Genomic DNA, 17,767 nt, shown 5'->3' with positions numbered 1-17,767 from the left:
CAGAAGTGAAACGCCGTAGCGCCGATGGTAGTGTGGGGTCTCCCCATGTGAGAGTAGGGAACTGCCAGGCATCAATTAAGAAGAACCCCGTACCGTAAGGTGCGGGGTTTTTTGCTTTGTGCGTCAGAAATTATGGCGGATGGCGGCTTCGCCTTATCCTGCCTGCAAAATCCGTAGGCCCGGTAAGCGCAGTGCCACCGGGCAGACCAGACCGCACACTCTTACTGGAAAGAGATACAGGTATATAAAAACAGGGAAGGTTTTGATAAACGCAGAAAAGCAAAAACCCAGCCATAGGCTGGGTTCTTTAAATAGTGGTGCCCGGACTCGGAATCGAACCAAGGACACGGGGATTTTCAATCCCCTGCTCTACCGACTGAGCTATCCGGGCAACGGAGCGCATTAAACCGCAATCACGCTCTAGCGTCAACATTATTTCGGGAAAAGCTGTTCAACTGCTTAAGTTTGCGGCAATCTGGCGGTTTACGCGCCGAATACGTCGAATTTAACAGGTTCGCTTACGTCAATGCCCCGCCCATACGGCACTGAGCAAAGCGCAGAATATCTTCCGCCAGCCGGTGCGCCGTATCCACGTCGGCCTGGCTACGGTTCACCAGCATGCGGCTCAGGCAGCCCTCCAGCACCAGCTCCATCTGTTTCGCCACCATTGCCGGGTCATCCACTTCCAGCGTGGTCAGTAGCTCGTGGGTGAAGTCATGTGCCGCCCGTTTTTGCTGATCCGCCAGCTGATGGACAGGATGGCCTGGGTCGGGAAAATAAGTGCAGGCGGCGATGAACAGACAACCCGGGTACCGGTTGTTGCTGACACATTCCGTCAGGGCGGTATAGCGCGCCAGCAGCTTTTGTTCCGCAGTCAGTTCTTCGTTCAGCATCAGCTGCCTGCGCCAGACATCAACCTGCTGGCTGAGATAGCGCAGGGCATCATAAACGAGCGCCTCTTTATCCGGCCAGAAGCGCTTAAGATCATCCAAGGGGTAATCGATACGGTCGGCTACCATCTCAAGCGTGGTGCTGGCGATCCCTTGAATCTCAAGTAATTGCAGGGCTTGTCCCAGTACGTCTTCACGTTGCACGGTTATCTCCTCCGCTATTCCCAACGGTTTGTCCCGTTTAAAGTGTTGTTTACGGTTGGCGATTGCGCAAATGCGCGTTAAATGCCGCTGCATCCATAAACCCGGTTACACGCTTTTCTGGCTGCTCCTGGCCCTGCTGATTGAAGAACAGAATGGTTGGCAGCCCGAGCACGTTAAGCTGCTTCAGCAGAGCCTTATCCTGCGCATTATTGGCGGTCACGTTCGCCTGAAGCAAAACGGTCTCTTTCAGGGCACTTTGCACCTGCGGATCGCTAAAGGTATATTTCTCAAACTCTTTGCAGGCAACGCACCAGTCGGCATAGAGATCGAGCATCACCGGTTTGCCTTTTGCCTGTGCGAGCGCGCTGTTGAGCTCATCAACGTTCTTAATCTGGATGAAGTTCAGATGCGCCTGCGTCTGGTCTACCGGCGAGCCGAACGCCCAGTCCTGAAGAGGACGCACGCTCACCAGCGCGGCGGCGAGCAGGAGGATTTGCACCAGGCGCATCCACGCTTTTTTCGCCCCCAGACTGACGATAAACGCCCAGGAGAAGAATGCTACGCCGAGCATCGCCCACAGACGCAAACCCCAGACGTCGCCGATGATACGCTCGAGGAGGAACACCGGCAGCGCCAGAATCACAAAGCCAAACGCGGTTTTCACCGTCTCCATCCACGGGCCGCTCTTCGGCAGAAGTCGATTGCCGAAAACCGTGACCAGAATCAGCGGTAGGCCCATGCCCAGCGCGTAAAGGTACAACGTACCGCCGCCAAGCCACAGATTCCCGCTCTGGGCAATATAGAGCAGGATGGCACTCAGCGGTGCGGTGGTGCAAGGGGAACAAATTAAACCAGCGATGGCTCCCATCGTGAATACCCCACCCGCCGAGCCACCCTGCTGGCGATTACTCATTAGCGTTAAGCGAGTTTGCAGAGACGACGGTAACTGCAGGGTAAACAGGCCGAACATCGACAGAGCCAGCAGGATAAACACCACCGACAAGCCAATAAGGACGTAAGGATGCTGCAGTGCGGCCTGGAACTGTAACCCGGCAGCGGCAACCACAAGGCCAAGGGCTGTGTAGGTCAACGCCATGCCCTGCACATAAATAAAGGCCAACAGCAGGGCGCGGGCGGTGGAAAGCCGTTGCTTACCGCCCAGCACGATGCCAGAGATGAGCGGATACATCGGCAGCACGCACGGCGTAAAGGCAATGCCGATACCGATCAGCAAGGCCCACAGCGCGGAGAACGGAAGGTCTGACGCGGCTTCACTTTTACCGCTCTCCCCAGAGGGGAGAGGGGAGAAAGCGGCGGCAGCCTTAACTTCGCTGAGCGGAACGACCTTCGTTTCAGGCGGATAGCAGAATCCCGCGTCCGCGCACCCCTGATAGGTCACCGTCAGGGTCGCACCTTTATCCGCCTGATTCACCGTAACAGGCACGCTCAGGCGCTGGCGGTAGATTTCACTCTTGCCGTAGAACTCGTCCTCATGCCACTCGCCAGAGGGCATCTGTAAAGCGCCCACGCTGGCCTGAGCAGGCGTAATGCTTACCTGCTTGCGATAGAGGTAATAACCCTCTTTCACCTGCCAGTTGAGCGTAAGGTCATGCTGGTTTTGCTGAAAATCGAAAACGAAAGCCTGATCGGCAGGGATGAAGTTCGAACGGCCGGGCGCGTCAAACAACCCGGCAAAAGCTGACGTGCTGCACAGCAGCAGGATCAGCGTAAGGAAGCGTTGAGCCATGAGAGATAGTCGTTATCGCCATGAACCACTGGCAGGACCAGCAGCTCCGGGGTTTGGTAAGGATGATGAGATTTGAGGCAGTCCAGGAGAGCCTGCTGATTCGCCAGATTAGTTTTGAGCAACATCTGAACTTCGTACTCTTGCTCCAGCTTGCCTTCCCAGTAATAAAGGGAGGTGGCACCAGGGAGGAGCGTCACGCAGGCAGCCAGCTTTTCGGCCAGCACTTTGGCGGCGAGATCCTGGGCAGAGGCTTCATCAGGGGCGGTACACAGTACGACAACAGCATCAGGCGTGTTCACAAGTCGACCTCCTCATCACGAAAGTCTTCACTATATCACGCAAGGCGATTGGTCATTAATGAAACGGGCCGCAGAGCGGCCCGATTTTAACTATTTTTACAACCACTCACCGTTTACAGCACCACGCCGCCAATGATAAAGCCGAGGATCACGCAAAGTGAAATGGCGACCACTCCCGGGATCAGGAACGCGTGGTTAAACACATACTTACCGATACGGGTTGAGCCGGTGTCGTCCATCTCCACCGCAGCCAGCAGGGTTGGGTAGGTTGGCAGAACGAACAGGGCAGAAACCGCCGCGAAAGAGGCAATCGCCGTCAGCGGGGTAACGCCCAGCATCAGTGCCGCAGGCATCAGCGCTTTGGTGGTCGCCGCCTGGGAATAAAGCAGGGTAGCGGCAAAGAACAGCACCACCGCCAGCAGCCACGGATAGTTGTGCAGCAGGTCGCCTGCTACGGTCTGAATGTCGCTGATGTGCGCTTTCACGAAGGTATCACCGAGCCACGCCACGCCCAGTACGCACACGCAGGCGCTCATACCGGATTTGAAGGTGCTGGCGTTCAGCACTTCGCTGGTATCAATTTTACAGGTGATGCTAATCAGTGTTGCGATGGTCAGCATGAACACCACAATCGCTTCGTTACGCGGCAGGACCGGGTTCTGGATCAGGCCCACGGTATCGCTGATGGCGGTCGCATAGAACATGACGGCGACAATCCCAATCAGGAACAGTAGCACGGAGCGCTTCGCATGTGGCTTCAGCTCGAAGACCTGGCTGCCGCGCAGGCTCACTTCACCTTTTGCCAGACGCTCCTGATAAACCGGATCGTCTTTCAGTTCAGCGCCGAGGAAGTTACACAGCACGGCAGTAATCATCACTGCAATCAGCGTCACCGGGATACAGATCGCCAGCAGCGTCAGGTAGCTCACGCCCATCGGTTCAAGGATACCGGCGAAGAAGACCACCGCAGCGGAAATCGGCGAGGCGGTAATCGCAATCTGGGACGCGACGACGGCAATAGAGAGCGGACGAGACGGACGGATACCCTGCTCTTTCGCCACTTCGGTAATCACCGGCAGCGTGGAGAAGGCGGTGTGGCCCGTACCGGCGAGAATGGTCATAAACCAGGTCACCAGCGGGGCAAGGAAGGTAATGTATTTTGGATGGCGGCGCAGCATACGCTCCGCCAGGCTCACCAGGTAGTCCATACCGCCTGCCACCTGCATGGCGGCGATAGCGGCAATAACGGCCATGATGATTTCGATAACGTCAAACGGGATTGCGCCGGGTTTAATCTGAAAGATAAGGGTAAGAACGAGCACCCCGAGACCACCAGCAAAACCGATGCCGATACCCCCGAGTCTTGCTCCCAAATAAATCGCCAACAAGACGATGACGAGTTCTGCTCCAAACATAAGGACCTTCCTTGCTTATTAACAAGTTGATATTGAATTGTTGTATTTCGGTAACGCCTAAAAAGAAAAAAGGCACGTCACAAGTGACGTGCCTTAAGAAGCCTAGCCTGAACGGTTACTGTTCGCTTTCATCGGTATATCGTTTTGCTTTATATGCCGGGTGCATCAGGTTCTGGGCCGAGAAGATATCGTCCAGCTCCGCTTCGGTCAACAGCCCGCGCTCCAGCACCACTTCACGTACGCTCTTACCGGTTTCGGCGCAAATCTTACCGACGATGTCACCGTTGTGGTGACCGATGAACGGGTTGAGGTAGGTGACGATCCCGATGGAGTTATAGACATAACCCTCACAGACTTCTTTATTCGCTGTGATGCCGTTAATGCATTTTTCCAGCAGGTTGTAGCAGGCGTTGGTCAGGATGTGGATAGATTCAAACATCGCCTGGCCAATCACTGGCTCCATCACGTTCAGCTGCAGCTGACCCGCTTCAGAGGCCATGGTCACGGTTGTATCGTTACCGATGACTTTGAAGCAAACCTGATTCACCACTTCTGGCACAACCGGGTTCACCTTGGCCGGCATGATGGACGAACCCGCCTGCAGCTCTGGCAGGTTGATTTCGTTCAGGCCAGCGCGCGGACCGGAGGAAAGCAGGCGCAGGTCGTTACAGATTTTGGACAATTTCACTGCCAGACGTTTCAGCGCGCTGTGTACCATGACGTAGGCGCCGCAGTCGGAGGTCGCTTCAATCAGGTCTTCTGCAGGCACAACCGGCAGGTTAGAGACTTCAGCCAGCTTCTGTACCGCCAGCTGCTGATAGCCATCCGGGGTGTTCAGACGTGTACCGATGGCGGTTGCGCCAAGGTTCACTTCCAGCAGCAGCTCGGAGGTGCGCAGCAGGTTTTTGGTCTCTTCGTTAAGCAGCACGTTAAACGCGTGGAATTCCTGGCCGAGGGTCATAGGCACCGCGTCCTGCAGCTGGGTACGACCCATTTTCAGGATGTCCTGGAACTCAACCGCTTTACGCTGGAAGCCATCACCCAGTTGGTTGATCGCATCCACCAGTTTCACTACAGAGGCATACACCGCGATACGGAAGCCGGTAGGGTAAGCGTCGTTGGTGGACTGGCATTTGTTAACGTGGTCGTTCGGGTTAAGGTACTGGTATTCACCTTTCTGGTGACCCATCAGCTCCAGGCCAATGTTTGCCAGTACTTCGTTGGTATTCATGTTGACGGAGGTGCCCGCGCCGCCCTGATAGACGTCAACCGGGAACTGGTCCATGCATTTGCCGTTGTTCAGCACTTCATCGCAGGCTGCGATAATCGCATTTGCCGCGCTTTTAGGAATGGTTTGCAGCTCTTTGTTGGCCAGGGCTGCGGCTTTCTTCACCATCACCATGCCACGGACAAACTCAGGGATGTCGCTGATTTTGCTGTTGCTGATGTAGAAGTTTTCAATCGCTCTCAGAGTGTGAACACCGTAGTAGGCATCCGCTGGAACTTCCCTGGTACCCAACAAGTCTTCTTCGATACGAATGTTGTTTAACATGTGAACCTTCTTTTCAAGCTGCCGATGGATTGTACTAAACACACAGTATTTATGTGGTTTTGAATATTTTCTGGCCGACGATTATTCCCTCAATCAGCCAGATGTTCGAGATCATATGCTGATGATAGCGAATTGCCGTAAGCTGGATCACTTATTATCGAGCCGATTCCATGATAATTATTAATCTGTGAAATGGGTCACCGCTTTAATATTTCCGAAAAAAATATCCGTGCAAACTGATTGAATTTTCGCTAACCGTCACCATCTCATACAAACGCGCGTCGCGAACACATTCAGACAGGGGCCCGCCGGCCCTTGCCACACAGGAGATGCCAGTGCGCTGGATACCGTTTATTGCTTTCTTTCTCTATGTTTACATTGAGATTTCCATTTTCATCCAGGTTGCCCATGTGCTGGGCGTCCTGCTGACGCTGATTCTGGTGATTTTCACCTCCGTCATCGGCATGTCGCTGGTGCGTAATCAGGGTTTCAAAAATTTCCTGTTAATGCAGGAGAAGATGGCCGCAGGCGAAAGCCCGGCAGCGGAGATGATCAAAAGCGTATCGCTGATTATTGCGGGGCTGCTGCTGATCCTGCCGGGGTTCTTCACCGACTTTCTCGGCCTTCTGCTGCTTCTGCCGCCGGTGCAAAAGCACCTGACCATGAAGCTGCTGCCGCATCTGCGCTTTAACCGTATGCCTGGCGGTGGGTTCAGCACCGGGCCAGGCGATACCTTTGAAGGGGAATATCAGCGTAAAGATGAACAGCACGACCGTTTAGACCATAAAGACGATCGGTGATAGATTTGCCCGGTGGCGCTTCGCTTACCGGGCGCTACTGGTGCGCATCGCGCTTTGGTAAAAACAGCCACAGTCCTGCCAGCATGACAATCGCGTACAGACTCTTCCATCCCACCATCGCCAGCAACAGCAGGCAAAGCCCACCCCCGATGACCGCCAGTGTTTTATAGCGACCTTGCAGCAAACGACATCCCGCCAGCATGCACAGCAGGTAGATCATAATGAAAATACCGTTGGCGTAGACGATCAGCGCGTCCAGATTGATCTTCAGTGCGTAAATACACAGCGTGCTCAACACGCAGCAGCCCAGTACGGCATTCAGGGCATTCAGCGGAAGCTGGCGTTTAGACAGGCGCGCGAGGCGATTTTCAGGTTTGTCGAGCGCCTGCGACCACACCAGCCGGGCAAAGCTCTGGATATAAATATTCAGGCTGGCAAAACAGGCCAGATAGCCGATGACGCAGGCGATCCACAGCGCCTTCACGCCAAACAGATTAACCACGATACCCGGCAGCGATGCCGCGGCGGCGAGATCCGCGCCGAACGCGTGGAAGTGCAACACCAGCACGGTACACGCCCAGTAGACCGTACCTGCCAGCAGCAGGCCTATCATCAGCGCCCGGGGGAAATCGCGCTCAGGCTGCTTAAATTCAGAGGCAAGATGGGCAAAGGCTTCCAGACCCACAAAACACCAGAACATGACGGAGAGCGCGGCGAAAAGCTGTGAATGGTCGACGTCTGTCACCGCCGGGAAGGGAATTTCCTTGATCGTGATATCGCCCGCCCACCAGATAGCGGCAATGAGCGCGACAATCAGCACCGCAACCAGCGTCTGCAGGTTGGCGCTGGAGCGGGCTCCGCGAGAGCCCACCCACCAGACGATAGCCAGCGTGCCCAGTTCTGCCAGCAATAACTGCTCGTTATGCCAGCCAAACAGCGCCTGACCAAAGCCGGTCGCAATATGCAATGCCGCAGGAAGGCCAACCGGAATGACGGAGAGAAACAGCCAGCCGGTGACACGCTGCAGCCGCGGCCCAAAGGCCAGGCCGACAAAGTGCGCCACGCCGCCCGCGCTGGGGAAATGCCGCCCCAGGATGGCAAACACAATGGCTATCGGGAAAACCAGTACAATCAGCGCTGGCCACGCCCACAGGCTATTATTTCCCGCGACCAGCGCCGCCAGTGCCGGTACGGCAAACACGCCCGTACCTAACAAGGAGGTTGAGAGCAGGCCAACGCCCTGCGCCAGCCCTAACTCCTGCTTGAGTCCACTCATTGACATCGCCCTGCCAGTACCAAAAGAGAGGCGATGGTAACACTTTCGCAAATTTTTTTTTCAACTCCCCCTTGAAGGGGTAAAAAGCTATCCCCATCTCTCAGGGCACTAGTCGGAAAACCGCTTGCGGGCCGGCGTCATCCATAACTGATAATGACTTTCTCAAAGGAGAGCTATCAATGAGTATTCGTCCGTTACATGATCGTGTGATCGTCAAACGTAAAGAAGTTGAAACCAAGTCTGCTGGCGGCATCGTTCTGACCGGTTCTGCAGCAGCCAAATCAACGCGTGGCGAAATCATCGCTGTCGGTAAGGGCCGCATCCTGGAAAACGGAACTGTGCAGCCGCTGGACGTTAAAGTTGGTGACATCGTAATTTTCAACGATGGCTACGGCGTGAAATCCGAGAAGATCGACAATGAAGAAGTGTTGATCATGTCCGAGAGCGACATTCTGGCAATTGTTGAAGCTTAATTTACGCACGAGAATTTGAGGAAATAAGAACATGGCAGCTAAAGACGTAAAATTCGGTAACGACGCTCGTGTAAAAATGCTCCGCGGCGTAAACGTACTGGCAGATGCAGTTAAAGTGACCCTGGGCCCGAAAGGCCGTAACGTAGTGCTGGATAAATCCTTCGGCGCGCCAACCATCACCAAAGATGGTGTTTCTGTAGCACGTGAAATCGAGCTGGAAGACAAGTTCGAAAACATGGGCGCGCAGATGGTGAAAGAAGTTGCCTCTAAAGCGAACGACGCTGCAGGCGACGGTACCACCACCGCGACCGTTCTGGCGCAGGCTATCATCACTGAAGGTCTGAAAGCCGTTGCTGCGGGCATGAACCCAATGGATCTGAAACGTGGTATCGACAAAGCTGTCGCCTCCGCTGTTGAAGAACTGAAAGCGCTGTCCGTACCGTGCTCTGACTCTAAAGCCATTGCTCAGGTTGGTACCATCTCCGCTAACTCCGACGAAACCGTAGGTAAACTGATCGCAGAAGCGATGGATAAAGTCGGTAAAGAAGGCGTGATCACCGTTGAAGACGGTACCGGTCTGGAAGACGAACTGGACGTGGTTGAAGGTATGCAGTTCGACCGCGGTTACCTGTCCCCATACTTCATCAACAAGCCAGAGACTGGCGCTGTTGAGCTGGAAAGCCCGTTCATCCTGCTGGCTGACAAGAAAATCTCCAACATCCGCGAAATGCTGCCAGTGCTGGAAGCCGTTGCTAAAGCAGGCAAACCGCTGGTTATCATCGCTGAAGACGTTGAAGGCGAAGCGCTGGCAACTCTGGTGGTTAACACCATGCGCGGCATCGTGAAAGTGGCTGCGGTTAAAGCACCTGGCTTCGGCGATCGCCGTAAAGCCATGCTGCAGGATATCGCTACCCTGACCGGCGGTACCGTGATCTCTGAAGAGATCGGTATGGAGCTGGAAAAAGCGACCCTGGAAGACCTGGGCCAGGCGAAACGCGTTGTGATCAACAAAGACACCACCACCATCATTGATGGCGTGGGTGAAGAAGCTGCTATTCAGGGCCGCGTGGGTCAGATCCGTAAGCAGATCGAAGAAGCGACTTCCGATTACGACCGTGAAAAACTGCAGGAGCGCGTAGCGAAACTGGCTGGCGGCGTTGCGGTAATCAAAGTTGGTGCTGCGACCGAAGTTGAAATGAAAGAGAAAAAAGCACGCGTTGACGATGCCCTGCACGCGACCCGTGCTGCGGTAGAAGAAGGCGTGGTTGCGGGTGGTGGCGTTGCGCTGGTGCGCGTGGCCGCTAAACTGGCTGGCCTGACCGCTCAGAACGAAGATCAGAACGTGGGTATCAAAGTTGCGCTGCGCGCAATGGAAGCGCCTCTGCGTCAGATCGTGTCCAACGCCGGTGAAGAGCCATCTGTTGTGGCGAACAACGTTAAAGCGGGCGAAGGTAACTACGGTTACAACGCGGCAACCGAAGAATACGGCAATATGATCGACTTCGGTATCCTGGACCCAACTAAAGTAACCCGTTCTGCTCTGCAGTATGCGGCCTCTGTTGCTGGTCTGATGATCACCACCGAGTGCATGGTGACCGACCTGCCAAAAGGCGATGCGCCTGACTTAGGTGCTGCTGGTATGGGCGGCATGGGCGGAATGGGCGGCATGATGTAATCGTGCGCTCTACGTCGTAGAATGTGAAAAACCCCCGGGCAGAAATGCTCGGGGGTTTTTCTTTTGGTCATCTTTTAGGTATAAGATTTACACACGGACAACTACTGTCCAGCTTATTGAAAACGAGGAATAACATGCGCGTAAAAGTCTGTGCAGGGATTGTAGGGGCAGCATTGCTGCTGGCGGGTTGTAGCTCCAGCAATGAGCTGTCGGCAGCGGGCCAGGGTGTTCGCTTTGTGGAAGATAAGCCAGGCAGTGAATGCCAGCTGTTAGGCACGGCAACCGGTGAGCAAAGCAACTGGATGTCTGGTCAGCATGGCGAAGAAGGTGGCTCTATGCGCGGTGCGGCGAATGCCCTGCGTAACCAGGCTGCGGCAATGGGTGGCAACGTGATTTACGGCGTGAGCAGCCCAACGCAGAGTATGCTGTCCAGCTTCGTGCCGACCGCCAGCCAGATGAGCGGCCAGGTCTACAAGTGCCCGAACTGATTGCCTTTTTCCCTCTCCCTGTGGGAGAGGGTTAGGGTGAGGGGAAACTAGTGCTGCCGCAGCTGCAAATCCAGCGGCGTCTTGCTCGGCTCTCCGCCAATCTCGCGTGCCAGCTTCGGCACCATATAGCCTGAAACCAGCGTTAACAGTTCGCGCATAATCTGCCGGGCTTCTTCGTCCGTCACCATGAAATGGGCCGCGCCCTGAACGCGATCCAGCACGTGCAGGTAATAGGGCATCACGCCCGCATCAAACAGGGCATTGCTCAGATCGGCCAGCACGCGGGCGCTGTCATTGACGCCGCGCAGCAGCACGCTCTGGTTCAGCAGCGTCACGCCCGCTTTACGCAGTCGCGCCATCGCCGCGCGAAACGCATCGTCAATTTCGTTCGCGTGGTTAATATGGTTCACCAGCAGCACCTGCAATCGGGACTGCTCCAGGCGTGACACCAGGCCGTCCGTGATACGTGCCGGAATAACAATCGGTAAACGGCTGTGAATGCGCAGGCGCTTAATGTGCGGGATGGCTTCAAGCTGAGTCAGCAGCCAGTCCAGCTCATGATCTTTTGCCATCAGCGGGTCGCCGCCGGAAAAAATAATCTCATCCAGTTCCGGATGGGCGGCAATATAGTCCAGCGCGACCTGCCAGTTGCGTTTATTGCCCTGGTTTTCGGCATAAGGGAAGTGCCGACGGAAGCAATAACGACAATTTACCGCACAGCCACCTTTTACCAGCAGCAGGGCGCGGTTGAGATACTTGTGCAGTAAACCGGGCACCACGCTGTTCTGCTCTTCCAGCGGATCGGTGCTATAACCCGGCGCGGTGACAAACTCATCCTGCGAAGTAAGCGTTTGTTTTAATAGCGGATCGTCGGGATTGCCTTTCTCCATCCGCGCCACAAACGCGCGGGGAACGCGCAGGGCGAACAGGCGCTTTGCCTCGCGGCCTGCAAGCAACTCTGGGTGCTGATCGAGGTCTAAAAGACGCAGCAATTCATCAGGACTGGTGATTACATCGGCAAGTTGCGATAACCAATCTTCTCTGGACGGGGTGTTTAGGGTTACAATATGCGCCATTTTGTGGCTTAGCTACCAGTTAACAAATTTAGAGGGCCTTATGGCAACGTACTATAGCAACGATTTTCGTGCTGGTCTTAAAATCATGATGGACGGCGAACCGTACGCGGTTGAAGCCAGCGAATTCGTTAAACCAGGTAAAGGCCAGGCATTCGCACGCGTTAAGCTGCGCCGTCTGCTGACCGGTACCCGTGTTGAGAAAACCTTCAAGTCTACTGACTCCGCTGAAGGCGCTGATGTTGTTGATATGAACCTGACCTATCTGTACAACGACGGTGAGTTCTATCATTTCATGAACAACTCCACTTTCGAACAGCTGTCTGCTGATGAGAAAGCGGTAGGTGACAGCGCTAAATGGCTGCTGGATCAGGCTGAGTGCATCGTGACCCTGTGGAACGGTCAGCCTATCGCTGTGACCCCACCAAACTTCGTAGAACTGGAAATCGTTGAAACCGATCCAGGTCTGAAAGGTGATACCGCAGGTACCGGCGGTAAACCAGCCAAACTGTCTACCGGCGCCGTGGTTAAAGTGCCACTGTTCGTACAGACTGGCGAAGTGATCAAAGTGGATACCCGCTCCGGCGAATACGTGTCCCGCGTGAAGTAATTTACGTATGATTGAAGGCGCAGCGCCCGCTGCGCCTGATTCTTGCAGGCAGGGATGATGAAACGTACCGTGAAAATTCTGCTTCTGTTAGCGCTTTCCTGCGCATTGCTTTCCGGCTGTAACACCACGCGTGGAATGGGACAAGACATCCAGGAGCTCGGTCATATCATTTCTCACGCCGCCAGCTAAGTTCGTCTAATTTTCCTAAAAATGCGTCCTTTTCCGTCAACCGGCGGGATCTTGTCTATTCTTAAGTTGCTATACACAAAACAACTTTGGCTATAAAAGGAAGATATTATGGTTAAGAAGACAATTGCAGCGATCTTTTCAGTCTTGGTACTTTCTTCAGTGTTAACGGCCTGTAATACCACGCGTGGCGTCGGTCAGGATATTTCTGAAGGTGGTAGCGCAATCTCTGGTGCAGCAACAAAAGCTCAGCAGTAATGAATAAACGGTACGGGACCAGCCGGGTTTCGTACCGTCAGCTTTCCGATTCCTGCAGGGATAAAAACGGAGAAAAACGCGTATCCATATGCAATTTCATGCGGATATTGCGTTTATAGGTATAGACCGTTTTTCCGTTGATACTCAGGTGAGCGGCAATTTTTTGATTGCTCGCGCCGTCCATCCACAATGTCAGCACTTTCTCTTCCTGCCGGGTCAGCAAGGGGGCGGCCGCCGCTGGCCTTTCTGCGCATGAGCGCGAGATCAATGCGTCGTTGATAACCGTTGCCACTTCTTCGAGACTGGCGTTTTTCAACAACGACGACCACACCGGGAACTGTCCGAGCCAGTCTGTCATGCCGCTGTCCTCTCCCGATTGCAGCAAAATAAACGGTAAGCGTTCACTGGCGTTAAGCAGAGAAGAAAGCTGCTGAAAATGGTGAATGTCCTGCCTGAAGCCGTACAGGTCAGCAATAACCAGCGTAGGTTTCCATTGCAGAATGTGTTCTCTGGCAAGAAACAGATTATTCAGCCCGGTCACAACGTAGTGTCCCGGGAACAAACCGGAATGATTGAGCCATGCTTCAAACCCCGTGCGGGTGAAGTGACAACGGTCAATCAAAAGAATTTTGAACATATTTTATTCGCAGTCGGCTAGTGGTTTGGCTTCCTGCCATCAGAAAGCACATCATCATAGAGAAGTCGGATGAGTGCTAAAAGCCGGAACTCCGCGCCATACTGCGGCTATTTCTTGCCTTAACGTGTTCAGCAAAAAATGATTGAAAAAAAATAGCACGCTAACCACAATAGGTGGCGTAATCTCTGCCTTACGGGACGACCCGTAAGCGTTTCTTTCACCGGGGACGGCCCCAACTTGTATTAAGTTAAGGAGCCTGACATGTCCTGGATCATTCTTTTTATTGCTGGCCTGCTCGAAGTGGTATGGGCGATTGGTCTCAAGTACACCCACGGATTTACCCGCCTGACGCCCAGCGTCATTACCGTTACCGCCATGATAGTCAGTATCGTTCTGTTATCCTGGGCGATGCGCTCTCTGCCTGTGGGAACGGCTTATGCCGTCTGGACGGGTATTGGCGCGGTGGGTGCCGCTATCACCGGCATTTTGCTGCTGGGAGAGTCAGCGAGTCTGGCGCGTATCGCCAGCCTCGCCTTGATTGTGGCCGGGATCGTTGGGCTGAAGCTCAGCACCCATTAATGGGGTTGTTTCACCCAGATAAGTTTTGACACATCAAACCCTTGCCGGGTCGCGACGTCCAGCATCTGCTGCTTCATTTCTGGTGAAAGTGTTGGCGTGCGGGAAAGTATCCACAGATAGTCGCGATCCGGCCCGCAGACCAGCGCGTGACGGTACTCTCTGTCGAGCGCGATCACGTTATAGCCGCCATAAAACGGGCCAAAGAACGAGACTTTAAGCGCGGCCCGCCGCGGGTCGCCCGTGAAGTACGCTTTCCCAATCGACTGTTGCCACATCTCCCGGTCGGGGTTATAGCCCCGGTTGATCACCTGAATACCGCCATCATCCATCGGGCTGTAATTCGCAGTGACCTTCTCTAAGCCCTGCTCAAACCGGTGGTCGAGGCGCGCGATTTCATACCATGTTCCAAGGAAGCGTTGTGCATCAAAAGGCGTGACGACGGTAACGCCAGGCGGTGGGGTAGGGGAACTGCAGGCAACCACTAAAAACGCGGCTGTCACCGCGGCAATAACAGGCAAAATGCGCATATAAGTTTCCTTACTGTTTTTTGTTAAGTGTAGATGACGGCAAGGAAAATGTGGTTTTTGTACGGCGTCACACCGTGGATTTTGTAGGCCGGGTAAGGCGAAGCCGCCACCCGGCAATGTTTTACTGCAGCGCGTCGAGGATGCGGTATGCCGCATCAACGCGTGCAGGGTTCGGATAGCTTTTATTTGCCAGCATCACAATGCCGAGCTGCTTTTCAGGTATAAAGGCCACGTAGCTGCCAAATCCGCCGGTAGAGCCTGTTTTATGAACCCAGGAGGCCTTAACCGGCGGTGCCGGAGGATTTACTTCTCTCGCAGGCAACGGTGCCAGCGCCACCTTATTGTCGCTACCTTCAACTACGGTTTTGGCATCGACCGGCCAGTTAAGCATTTCCCAGCCTAACCCCTGATACATGGCCCCCACGCGCCAGTAGCGAGACTGCGCCAGGGCAATGCCTTGCCTGAGTGAAGTATCCTGAAGGGAGTCAGGCTTCATGTTCACCATCACCCAGCTTGCCATATCCTTCACGTTAGTTTTTACGCCATAGGCTTCCGCGTCGAGCATGCCTGGCGAAACGTGGACCGCTTTACCGTCACGGTATCCCCAGGCGTAATGCGCCTCTTCCGCTTTCGGAACGTTAATCCACGTATGGTTCAGCTTGAGCGGCTTAAAGACCCGCGCCGTTATGGCCTGCTCATAGCTCATGCCGGAAGGTTTGACCGCCAGCGCGCCAAAAAGACCAATGCTGGTATTGGCATAAAGACGCGTGGTGCCCGGCTTCCACTGCGGCTGCCAGTTTTGATAAAAGCGCAGCAGGGAGGCGTTATCCGTGACCTCATCCGGTACCTGTAACGGCAGACCACCTGCGGTATAGGTCGCCAGATCCAGCATGCGAATCCCCTGCCACTGCTTGCCCGTCAGCTCAGGCCAGTACTTTGTCACCGGATCGCCGAGCGATATTTCACCGCGAGCAATGGCATCGCCACCCAGTACGCCGGTGAAGGTTTTACTTATAGAGCCCAGTTCGAACAAGGTTTGTGGGGTGACAGGTTTGTTTGCCGCAACATCGGCTTTACCGAAGGTAAAGTAGTGCGGCTGACCCTGATAAATCACCGCCACCGCCATACCCGGGATGGCCTGCGCTTTCATCAACGGCGTAACGGTACGTTCCACCACCTCAGCCAGCTGTTTTTCTGACATCGGTGCAGCCAATACCGAGCAGGCGGTGCTGAGCAGCAGGGCACAGCTTAGGGATTTTTTCATCATCAGTTATCTTCCGTAATAGCGGTTCAAGGGAGTGTCCGGGCCCGTCAGACCGCTGTAGTCTGTTGGATTTGACTATGGCTGACAAACGGTTAAATTTAGCATTAGCTGTTAATTTTTCTAACGGACGAGACTATGACGCGCAGCTATCTTCCTCTTAATTCCCTGCGGGCGTTTGAAGCTGCTGCCAGGCACCTCAGTTTTACGCATGCCGCAATCGAGCTGAACGTCACCCATTCCGCGATTAGCCAGCACGTAAAGGCGCTGGAGCAGCACCTTAATTGCCAGCTGTTTGTCCGCGTTTCGCGCGGGCTGATGTTGACCACCGAAGGCGAGAATTTGCTGCCGGTGCTGAATGACTCGTTCGATCGTATTGCCGGGATGCTGGATCGCTTTGCCAGCCAGCGCGCTCAGGAGAAGCTCAAAATAGGTGTGGTAGGGACCTTTGCCACGGGTGTTTTATTCTCAGAGCTCGCGGACTTTCGCCGCTGCTATCCGCATATTGATCTTCAGCTTTCCACCCATAACAATCGCGTCGATCCGGCGGCTGAAGGACTTGATTACACCATTCGCTACGGTGGCGGTGCGTGGCATGGAACCGATGCTGAATTTCTTTGCGCCGCGCCGCTGTCTGCGCTCTGTACACCCGATATTGCCTCTTGCCTGAAAAGCCCGGCAGATATCCTGAAGTTTACCCTGCTGCGCTCCTACCGACGCGACGAGTGGGCTGCGTGGATGCAGGCAGCGGGTGAACATCCTCCCTCGCCGACGCACCGGGTGATGGTGTTTGACTCGTCCGTGACCATGCTGGAAGCGGCCCAGGCAGGCGTCGGGATTGCCATTGCGCCTGTCGACATGTTTACCCATTTACTCAGCAGCGAGCGCATCGTGCAGCCGTTTGCAACGCAGATTGACCTTGGCAGCTACTGGCTCACAAGACTACAGTCACGGACAGAAACGCCCGCAATGCGCGAGTTTGCCCAGTGGCTGGTGGGGAAGATGCAGAAATAAAAGGCCCGCCGGATGGCGGGCCAGAAGCGTCAGATGGTGACCACGGCAATCAGCGTCACCACGGTCAGGATGGTCGCCAGACCGTAGAACACCCATTTACCGCTCGGGACATGGATTTTCAGGTCATGCATCGCATGGTGAATACGGTGCAGACCACACCACAGCGGCAGGACGATCATCAGGAAGATGAACACGCGACCGATAAAGCTGCCCGCGAACGCCAGTACGCGCTCGTAGCTCAGCGCATCGCCCGGGAACAGCCCCAGCGGCAGCATAATGCCGACCAGCAGGATGATGACGGGGGCGATGATGGCGCTCCACATGCCGCCTGCGCCAAACAGGCCCCAGAAGACCGGCTCGTCAGAACGTTTTGGATTTGGATTGATCACAGGTGTCTCCTTACCAGAACAGTGCGACAAACAGAATGACCACAGTGACCAGAATCGTCACCGCCCAGAGCCCTTTAATCACCGGCTCTGGCCCCATTTTTTCGTCTTTAACGATGATGTTCGCCGCTTTTGGCGCCAGTTCAAACCACGTTTTGGTATGAAGCAGCGCGGCCGCGAGCACGATCAGGTTCAGCACAACGATGATCGGGTTTTGCAGAAAACCGACAAAGTTGGCCCAGGTTTCCGGACCGTGCTTGAGGGCAAAAACGCCGTACATCAGCTCAAGGCTGAACCAGACCGCCGGTACCGCCGTGCCTTCACGCAGCATATAGAAGCGATAAAACGGCAGGTTTTTCCACCAGGTGGACGGCATTGGCCGCACATAGGCTTTGCGTTTAGTCGTCATCATGCACT

General features: G+C 54.8%; 21 protein-coding genes and 1 tRNA gene. 9 read left to right on the top strand and 13 right to left on the bottom strand.

The genetic code is table 11. The features are described 5' to 3' along the window. Nucleotides 1–315: 315 nt before the first annotated feature. From OTG14_RS15585 to aspA, 6 genes are all read right to left on the bottom strand, one after another. A tRNA-Phe gene (locus OTG14_RS15585) sits at nucleotides 316–391 on the bottom strand. Between the two features lie 127 nt (nucleotides 392–518). Continuing rightward, nucleotides 519–1,094 (bottom strand): transcriptional regulator, encoded by a 576-nt coding sequence (locus tag OTG14_RS15580; RefSeq protein ID WP_032651314.1) that lies wholly within the window; start codon nucleotides 1,092–1,094, stop codon nucleotides 519–521. A gap of 49 nt (nucleotides 1,095–1,143) precedes the next feature. Beyond that, the gene (locus OTG14_RS15575) at nucleotides 1,144–2,841 is read right to left on the bottom strand and encodes a protein-disulfide reductase DsbD (RefSeq protein WP_267215335.1); all 1,698 of its coding nucleotides are present in this window, start codon (nucleotides 2,839–2,841) and stop codon (nucleotides 1,144–1,146) included. Further along, nucleotides 2,817–3,140 carry a divalent cation tolerance protein CutA gene (gene cutA, locus OTG14_RS15570; RefSeq protein ID WP_014168278.1) on the bottom strand — a complete coding sequence of 108 codons (324 nt, stop codon included), beginning with the start codon at nucleotides 3,138–3,140 and terminating at the stop codon, nucleotides 2,817–2,819. The genes OTG14_RS15575 and cutA overlap by 25 nt, the downstream gene beginning before the upstream one ends. A gap of 113 nt (nucleotides 3,141–3,253) precedes the next feature. Continuing rightward, entirely contained in the window at nucleotides 3,254–4,555 is a 1,302-nt protein-coding gene (locus tag OTG14_RS15565; protein ID WP_024907357.1) for an anaerobic C4-dicarboxylate transporter, read from the bottom strand. A gap of 115 nt (nucleotides 4,556–4,670) precedes the next feature. Continuing rightward, entirely contained in the window at nucleotides 4,671–6,107 is a 1,437-nt protein-coding gene (aspA, locus tag OTG14_RS15560) for an aspartate ammonia-lyase (RefSeq protein ID WP_003855923.1), read from the bottom strand. Nucleotides 6,108–6,442: 335 nt separating this feature from the next. Between aspA and OTG14_RS15555 the strand changes: the two genes are divergently transcribed. Next, nucleotides 6,443–6,907: an FxsA family protein gene (locus tag OTG14_RS15555; protein ID WP_024907356.1), complete on the top strand. Its 465-nt coding sequence runs from the start codon at nucleotides 6,443–6,445 to the stop codon at nucleotides 6,905–6,907. A 34-nt stretch (nucleotides 6,908–6,941) separates the two neighbouring features. On the opposite strand, the gene yjeH is transcribed toward OTG14_RS15555, so the two are convergent. Further along, nucleotides 6,942–8,183 carry an L-methionine/branched-chain amino acid transporter gene (gene yjeH, locus OTG14_RS15550; RefSeq protein ID WP_267215334.1) on the bottom strand — a complete coding sequence of 414 codons (1,242 nt, stop codon included), beginning with the start codon at nucleotides 8,181–8,183 and terminating at the stop codon, nucleotides 6,942–6,944. A gap of 179 nt (nucleotides 8,184–8,362) precedes the next feature. Here yjeH and OTG14_RS15545 point away from each other — a divergent pair, with 179 nt between their 5' ends. The 3 genes from OTG14_RS15545 (at nucleotide 8,363) to OTG14_RS15535 (ending at nucleotide 10,819) form a co-directional block, all read left to right on the top strand. Then, nucleotides 8,363–8,656: a co-chaperone GroES gene (locus tag OTG14_RS15545; RefSeq protein ID WP_003855929.1), complete on the top strand. Its 294-nt coding sequence runs from the start codon at nucleotides 8,363–8,365 to the stop codon at nucleotides 8,654–8,656. A gap of 31 nt (nucleotides 8,657–8,687) precedes the next feature. Next, nucleotides 8,688–10,331 carry a chaperonin GroEL gene (gene groL, locus OTG14_RS15540; RefSeq protein WP_023310114.1) on the top strand — a complete coding sequence of 548 codons (1,644 nt, stop codon included), beginning with the start codon at nucleotides 8,688–8,690 and terminating at the stop codon, nucleotides 10,329–10,331. 134 nt (nucleotides 10,332–10,465) lie between these two features. Then, nucleotides 10,466–10,819 carry a DUF4156 domain-containing protein gene (locus tag OTG14_RS15535; protein WP_024907354.1) on the top strand — a complete coding sequence of 118 codons (354 nt, stop codon included), beginning with the start codon at nucleotides 10,466–10,468 and terminating at the stop codon, nucleotides 10,817–10,819. A gap of 47 nt (nucleotides 10,820–10,866) precedes the next feature. Here the strand turns inward: OTG14_RS15535 and epmB are convergent, their stop codons facing one another. After that, a complete protein-coding gene (gene epmB, locus OTG14_RS15530) occupies nucleotides 10,867–11,895 on the bottom strand; it encodes an EF-P beta-lysylation protein EpmB (RefSeq protein WP_049123429.1) in 1,029 nt (342 codons plus the stop codon). A gap of 40 nt (nucleotides 11,896–11,935) precedes the next feature. Here epmB and efp point away from each other — a divergent pair, with 40 nt between their 5' ends. The 3 genes from efp to ecnB all read left to right on the top strand — a co-directional run bounded on the left by efp (nucleotide 11,936) and on the right by ecnB (nucleotide 12,946). Then, nucleotides 11,936–12,502 (top strand): elongation factor P, encoded by a 567-nt coding sequence (gene efp, locus OTG14_RS15525; RefSeq protein WP_010427766.1) that lies wholly within the window; start codon nucleotides 11,936–11,938, stop codon nucleotides 12,500–12,502. 57 nt (nucleotides 12,503–12,559) lie between these two features. Beyond that, nucleotides 12,560–12,691 carry an entericidin A/B family lipoprotein gene (locus tag OTG14_RS15520; protein WP_267215339.1) on the top strand — a complete coding sequence of 44 codons (132 nt, stop codon included), beginning with the start codon at nucleotides 12,560–12,562 and terminating at the stop codon, nucleotides 12,689–12,691. A 108-nt stretch (nucleotides 12,692–12,799) separates the two neighbouring features. After that, nucleotides 12,800–12,946, top strand: a complete 147-nt coding sequence (gene ecnB, locus OTG14_RS15515; protein ID WP_003025482.1) for a lipoprotein toxin entericidin B — start codon at nucleotides 12,800–12,802, stop codon at nucleotides 12,944–12,946. Between the two features lie 37 nt (nucleotides 12,947–12,983). On the opposite strand, the gene OTG14_RS15510 is transcribed toward ecnB, so the two are convergent. Continuing rightward, a complete protein-coding gene (locus OTG14_RS15510; protein WP_024907351.1) occupies nucleotides 12,984–13,583 on the bottom strand; it encodes a helix-turn-helix transcriptional regulator in 600 nt (199 codons plus the stop codon). 261 nt (nucleotides 13,584–13,844) lie between these two features. Between OTG14_RS15510 and sugE the strand changes: the two genes are divergently transcribed. Then, the gene (gene sugE, locus OTG14_RS15505) at nucleotides 13,845–14,162 is read left to right on the top strand and encodes a quaternary ammonium compound efflux SMR transporter SugE (protein WP_008502938.1); all 318 of its coding nucleotides are present in this window, start codon (nucleotides 13,845–13,847) and stop codon (nucleotides 14,160–14,162) included. Here the strand turns inward: sugE and OTG14_RS15500 are convergent. Together OTG14_RS15500 and blaACT are read right to left on the bottom strand one after the other, a co-directional pair. Beyond that, nucleotides 14,159–14,689 carry a lipocalin family protein gene (locus OTG14_RS15500; RefSeq protein ID WP_024907350.1) on the bottom strand — a complete coding sequence of 177 codons (531 nt, stop codon included), beginning with the start codon at nucleotides 14,687–14,689 and terminating at the stop codon, nucleotides 14,159–14,161. The genes sugE and OTG14_RS15500 overlap by 4 nt on opposite strands. 121 nt (nucleotides 14,690–14,810) lie before the next feature. Then, nucleotides 14,811–15,956 (bottom strand): ACT family cephalosporin-hydrolyzing class C beta-lactamase, encoded by a 1,146-nt coding sequence (blaACT, locus tag OTG14_RS15495; RefSeq protein WP_267215333.1) that lies wholly within the window; start codon nucleotides 15,954–15,956, stop codon nucleotides 14,811–14,813. Between the two features lie 132 nt (nucleotides 15,957–16,088). Between blaACT and ampR the strand changes: the two genes are divergently transcribed. Beyond that, nucleotides 16,089–16,964, top strand: a complete 876-nt coding sequence (ampR, locus tag OTG14_RS15490) for a LysR family transcriptional regulator AmpR (protein ID WP_024907348.1) — start codon at nucleotides 16,089–16,091, stop codon at nucleotides 16,962–16,964. A gap of 29 nt (nucleotides 16,965–16,993) precedes the next feature. Here ampR and frdD read toward each other — a convergent pair whose 3' ends face one another. Beyond that, the gene (frdD, locus tag OTG14_RS15485) at nucleotides 16,994–17,353 is read right to left on the bottom strand and encodes a fumarate reductase subunit FrdD (RefSeq protein ID WP_013095272.1); all 360 of its coding nucleotides are present in this window, start codon (nucleotides 17,351–17,353) and stop codon (nucleotides 16,994–16,996) included. A gap of 10 nt (nucleotides 17,354–17,363) precedes the next feature. Then, entirely contained in the window at nucleotides 17,364–17,759 is a 396-nt protein-coding gene (gene frdC / locus OTG14_RS15480) for a fumarate reductase subunit FrdC (RefSeq protein ID WP_024907347.1), read from the bottom strand. Between the last annotated feature and the right edge of the window lie 8 nt (nucleotides 17,760–17,767).

The organism is Enterobacter pseudoroggenkampii (genome assembly GCF_026420145.1).
In the GTDB taxonomy this organism is placed as follows: Bacteria; Pseudomonadota; Gammaproteobacteria; order Enterobacterales; family Enterobacteriaceae; genus Enterobacter; species Enterobacter pseudoroggenkampii.
Note: the sequence above shows the minus strand (reverse complement) of the source record. Positions and strands in the feature narration are given on the sequence as shown.

What these genes read in the sequence shown, in the direction of transcription:
- sugE (WP_008502938.1), top strand. Translation starts at nt 13,845, where the DNA reads ATGTCCTGGATCATTCTTTTTATTGCTGGCCTGCTCGAAGTGGTATGG.
- ampR (WP_024907348.1), top strand. Translation starts at nt 16,089, where the DNA reads ATGACGCGCAGCTATCTTCCTCTTAATTCCCTGCGGGCGTTTGAAGCT.
- OTG14_RS15545 (WP_003855929.1), top strand. Translation starts at nt 8,363, where the DNA reads ATGAGTATTCGTCCGTTACATGATCGTGTGATCGTCAAACGTAAAGAA.
- OTG14_RS15575 (WP_267215335.1), bottom strand. Translation starts at nt 2,841, where the DNA reads ATGGCTCAACGCTTCCTTACGCTGATCCTGCTGCTGTGCAGCACGTCA.
- OTG14_RS15500 (WP_024907350.1), bottom strand. Translation starts at nt 14,689, where the DNA reads ATGCGCATTTTGCCTGTTATTGCCGCGGTGACAGCCGCGTTTTTAGTG.
- epmB (WP_049123429.1), bottom strand. Translation starts at nt 11,895, where the DNA reads ATGGCGCATATTGTAACCCTAAACACCCCGTCCAGAGAAGATTGGTTA.
- aspA (WP_003855923.1), bottom strand. Translation starts at nt 6,107, where the DNA reads ATGTTAAACAACATTCGTATCGAAGAAGACTTGTTGGGTACCAGGGAA.
- OTG14_RS15565 (WP_024907357.1), bottom strand. Translation starts at nt 4,555, where the DNA reads ATGTTTGGAGCAGAACTCGTCATCGTCTTGTTGGCGATTTATTTGGGA.
- ecnB (WP_003025482.1), top strand. Translation starts at nt 12,800, where the DNA reads ATGGTTAAGAAGACAATTGCAGCGATCTTTTCAGTCTTGGTACTTTCT.
- efp (WP_010427766.1), top strand. Translation starts at nt 11,936, where the DNA reads ATGGCAACGTACTATAGCAACGATTTTCGTGCTGGTCTTAAAATCATG.
- OTG14_RS15510 (WP_024907351.1), bottom strand. Translation starts at nt 13,583, where the DNA reads ATGTTCAAAATTCTTTTGATTGACCGTTGTCACTTCACCCGCACGGGG.
- blaACT (WP_267215333.1), bottom strand. Translation starts at nt 15,956, where the DNA reads ATGATGAAAAAATCCCTAAGCTGTGCCCTGCTGCTCAGCACCGCCTGC.
- OTG14_RS15520 (WP_267215339.1), top strand. Translation starts at nt 12,560, where the DNA reads ATGAAACGTACCGTGAAAATTCTGCTTCTGTTAGCGCTTTCCTGCGCA.
- frdC (WP_024907347.1), bottom strand. Translation starts at nt 17,759, where the DNA reads ATGACGACTAAACGCAAAGCCTATGTGCGGCCAATGCCGTCCACCTGG.
- yjeH (WP_267215334.1), bottom strand. Translation starts at nt 8,183, where the DNA reads ATGAGTGGACTCAAGCAGGAGTTAGGGCTGGCGCAGGGCGTTGGCCTG.
- groL (WP_023310114.1), top strand. Translation starts at nt 8,688, where the DNA reads ATGGCAGCTAAAGACGTAAAATTCGGTAACGACGCTCGTGTAAAAATG.
- OTG14_RS15535 (WP_024907354.1), top strand. Translation starts at nt 10,466, where the DNA reads ATGCGCGTAAAAGTCTGTGCAGGGATTGTAGGGGCAGCATTGCTGCTG.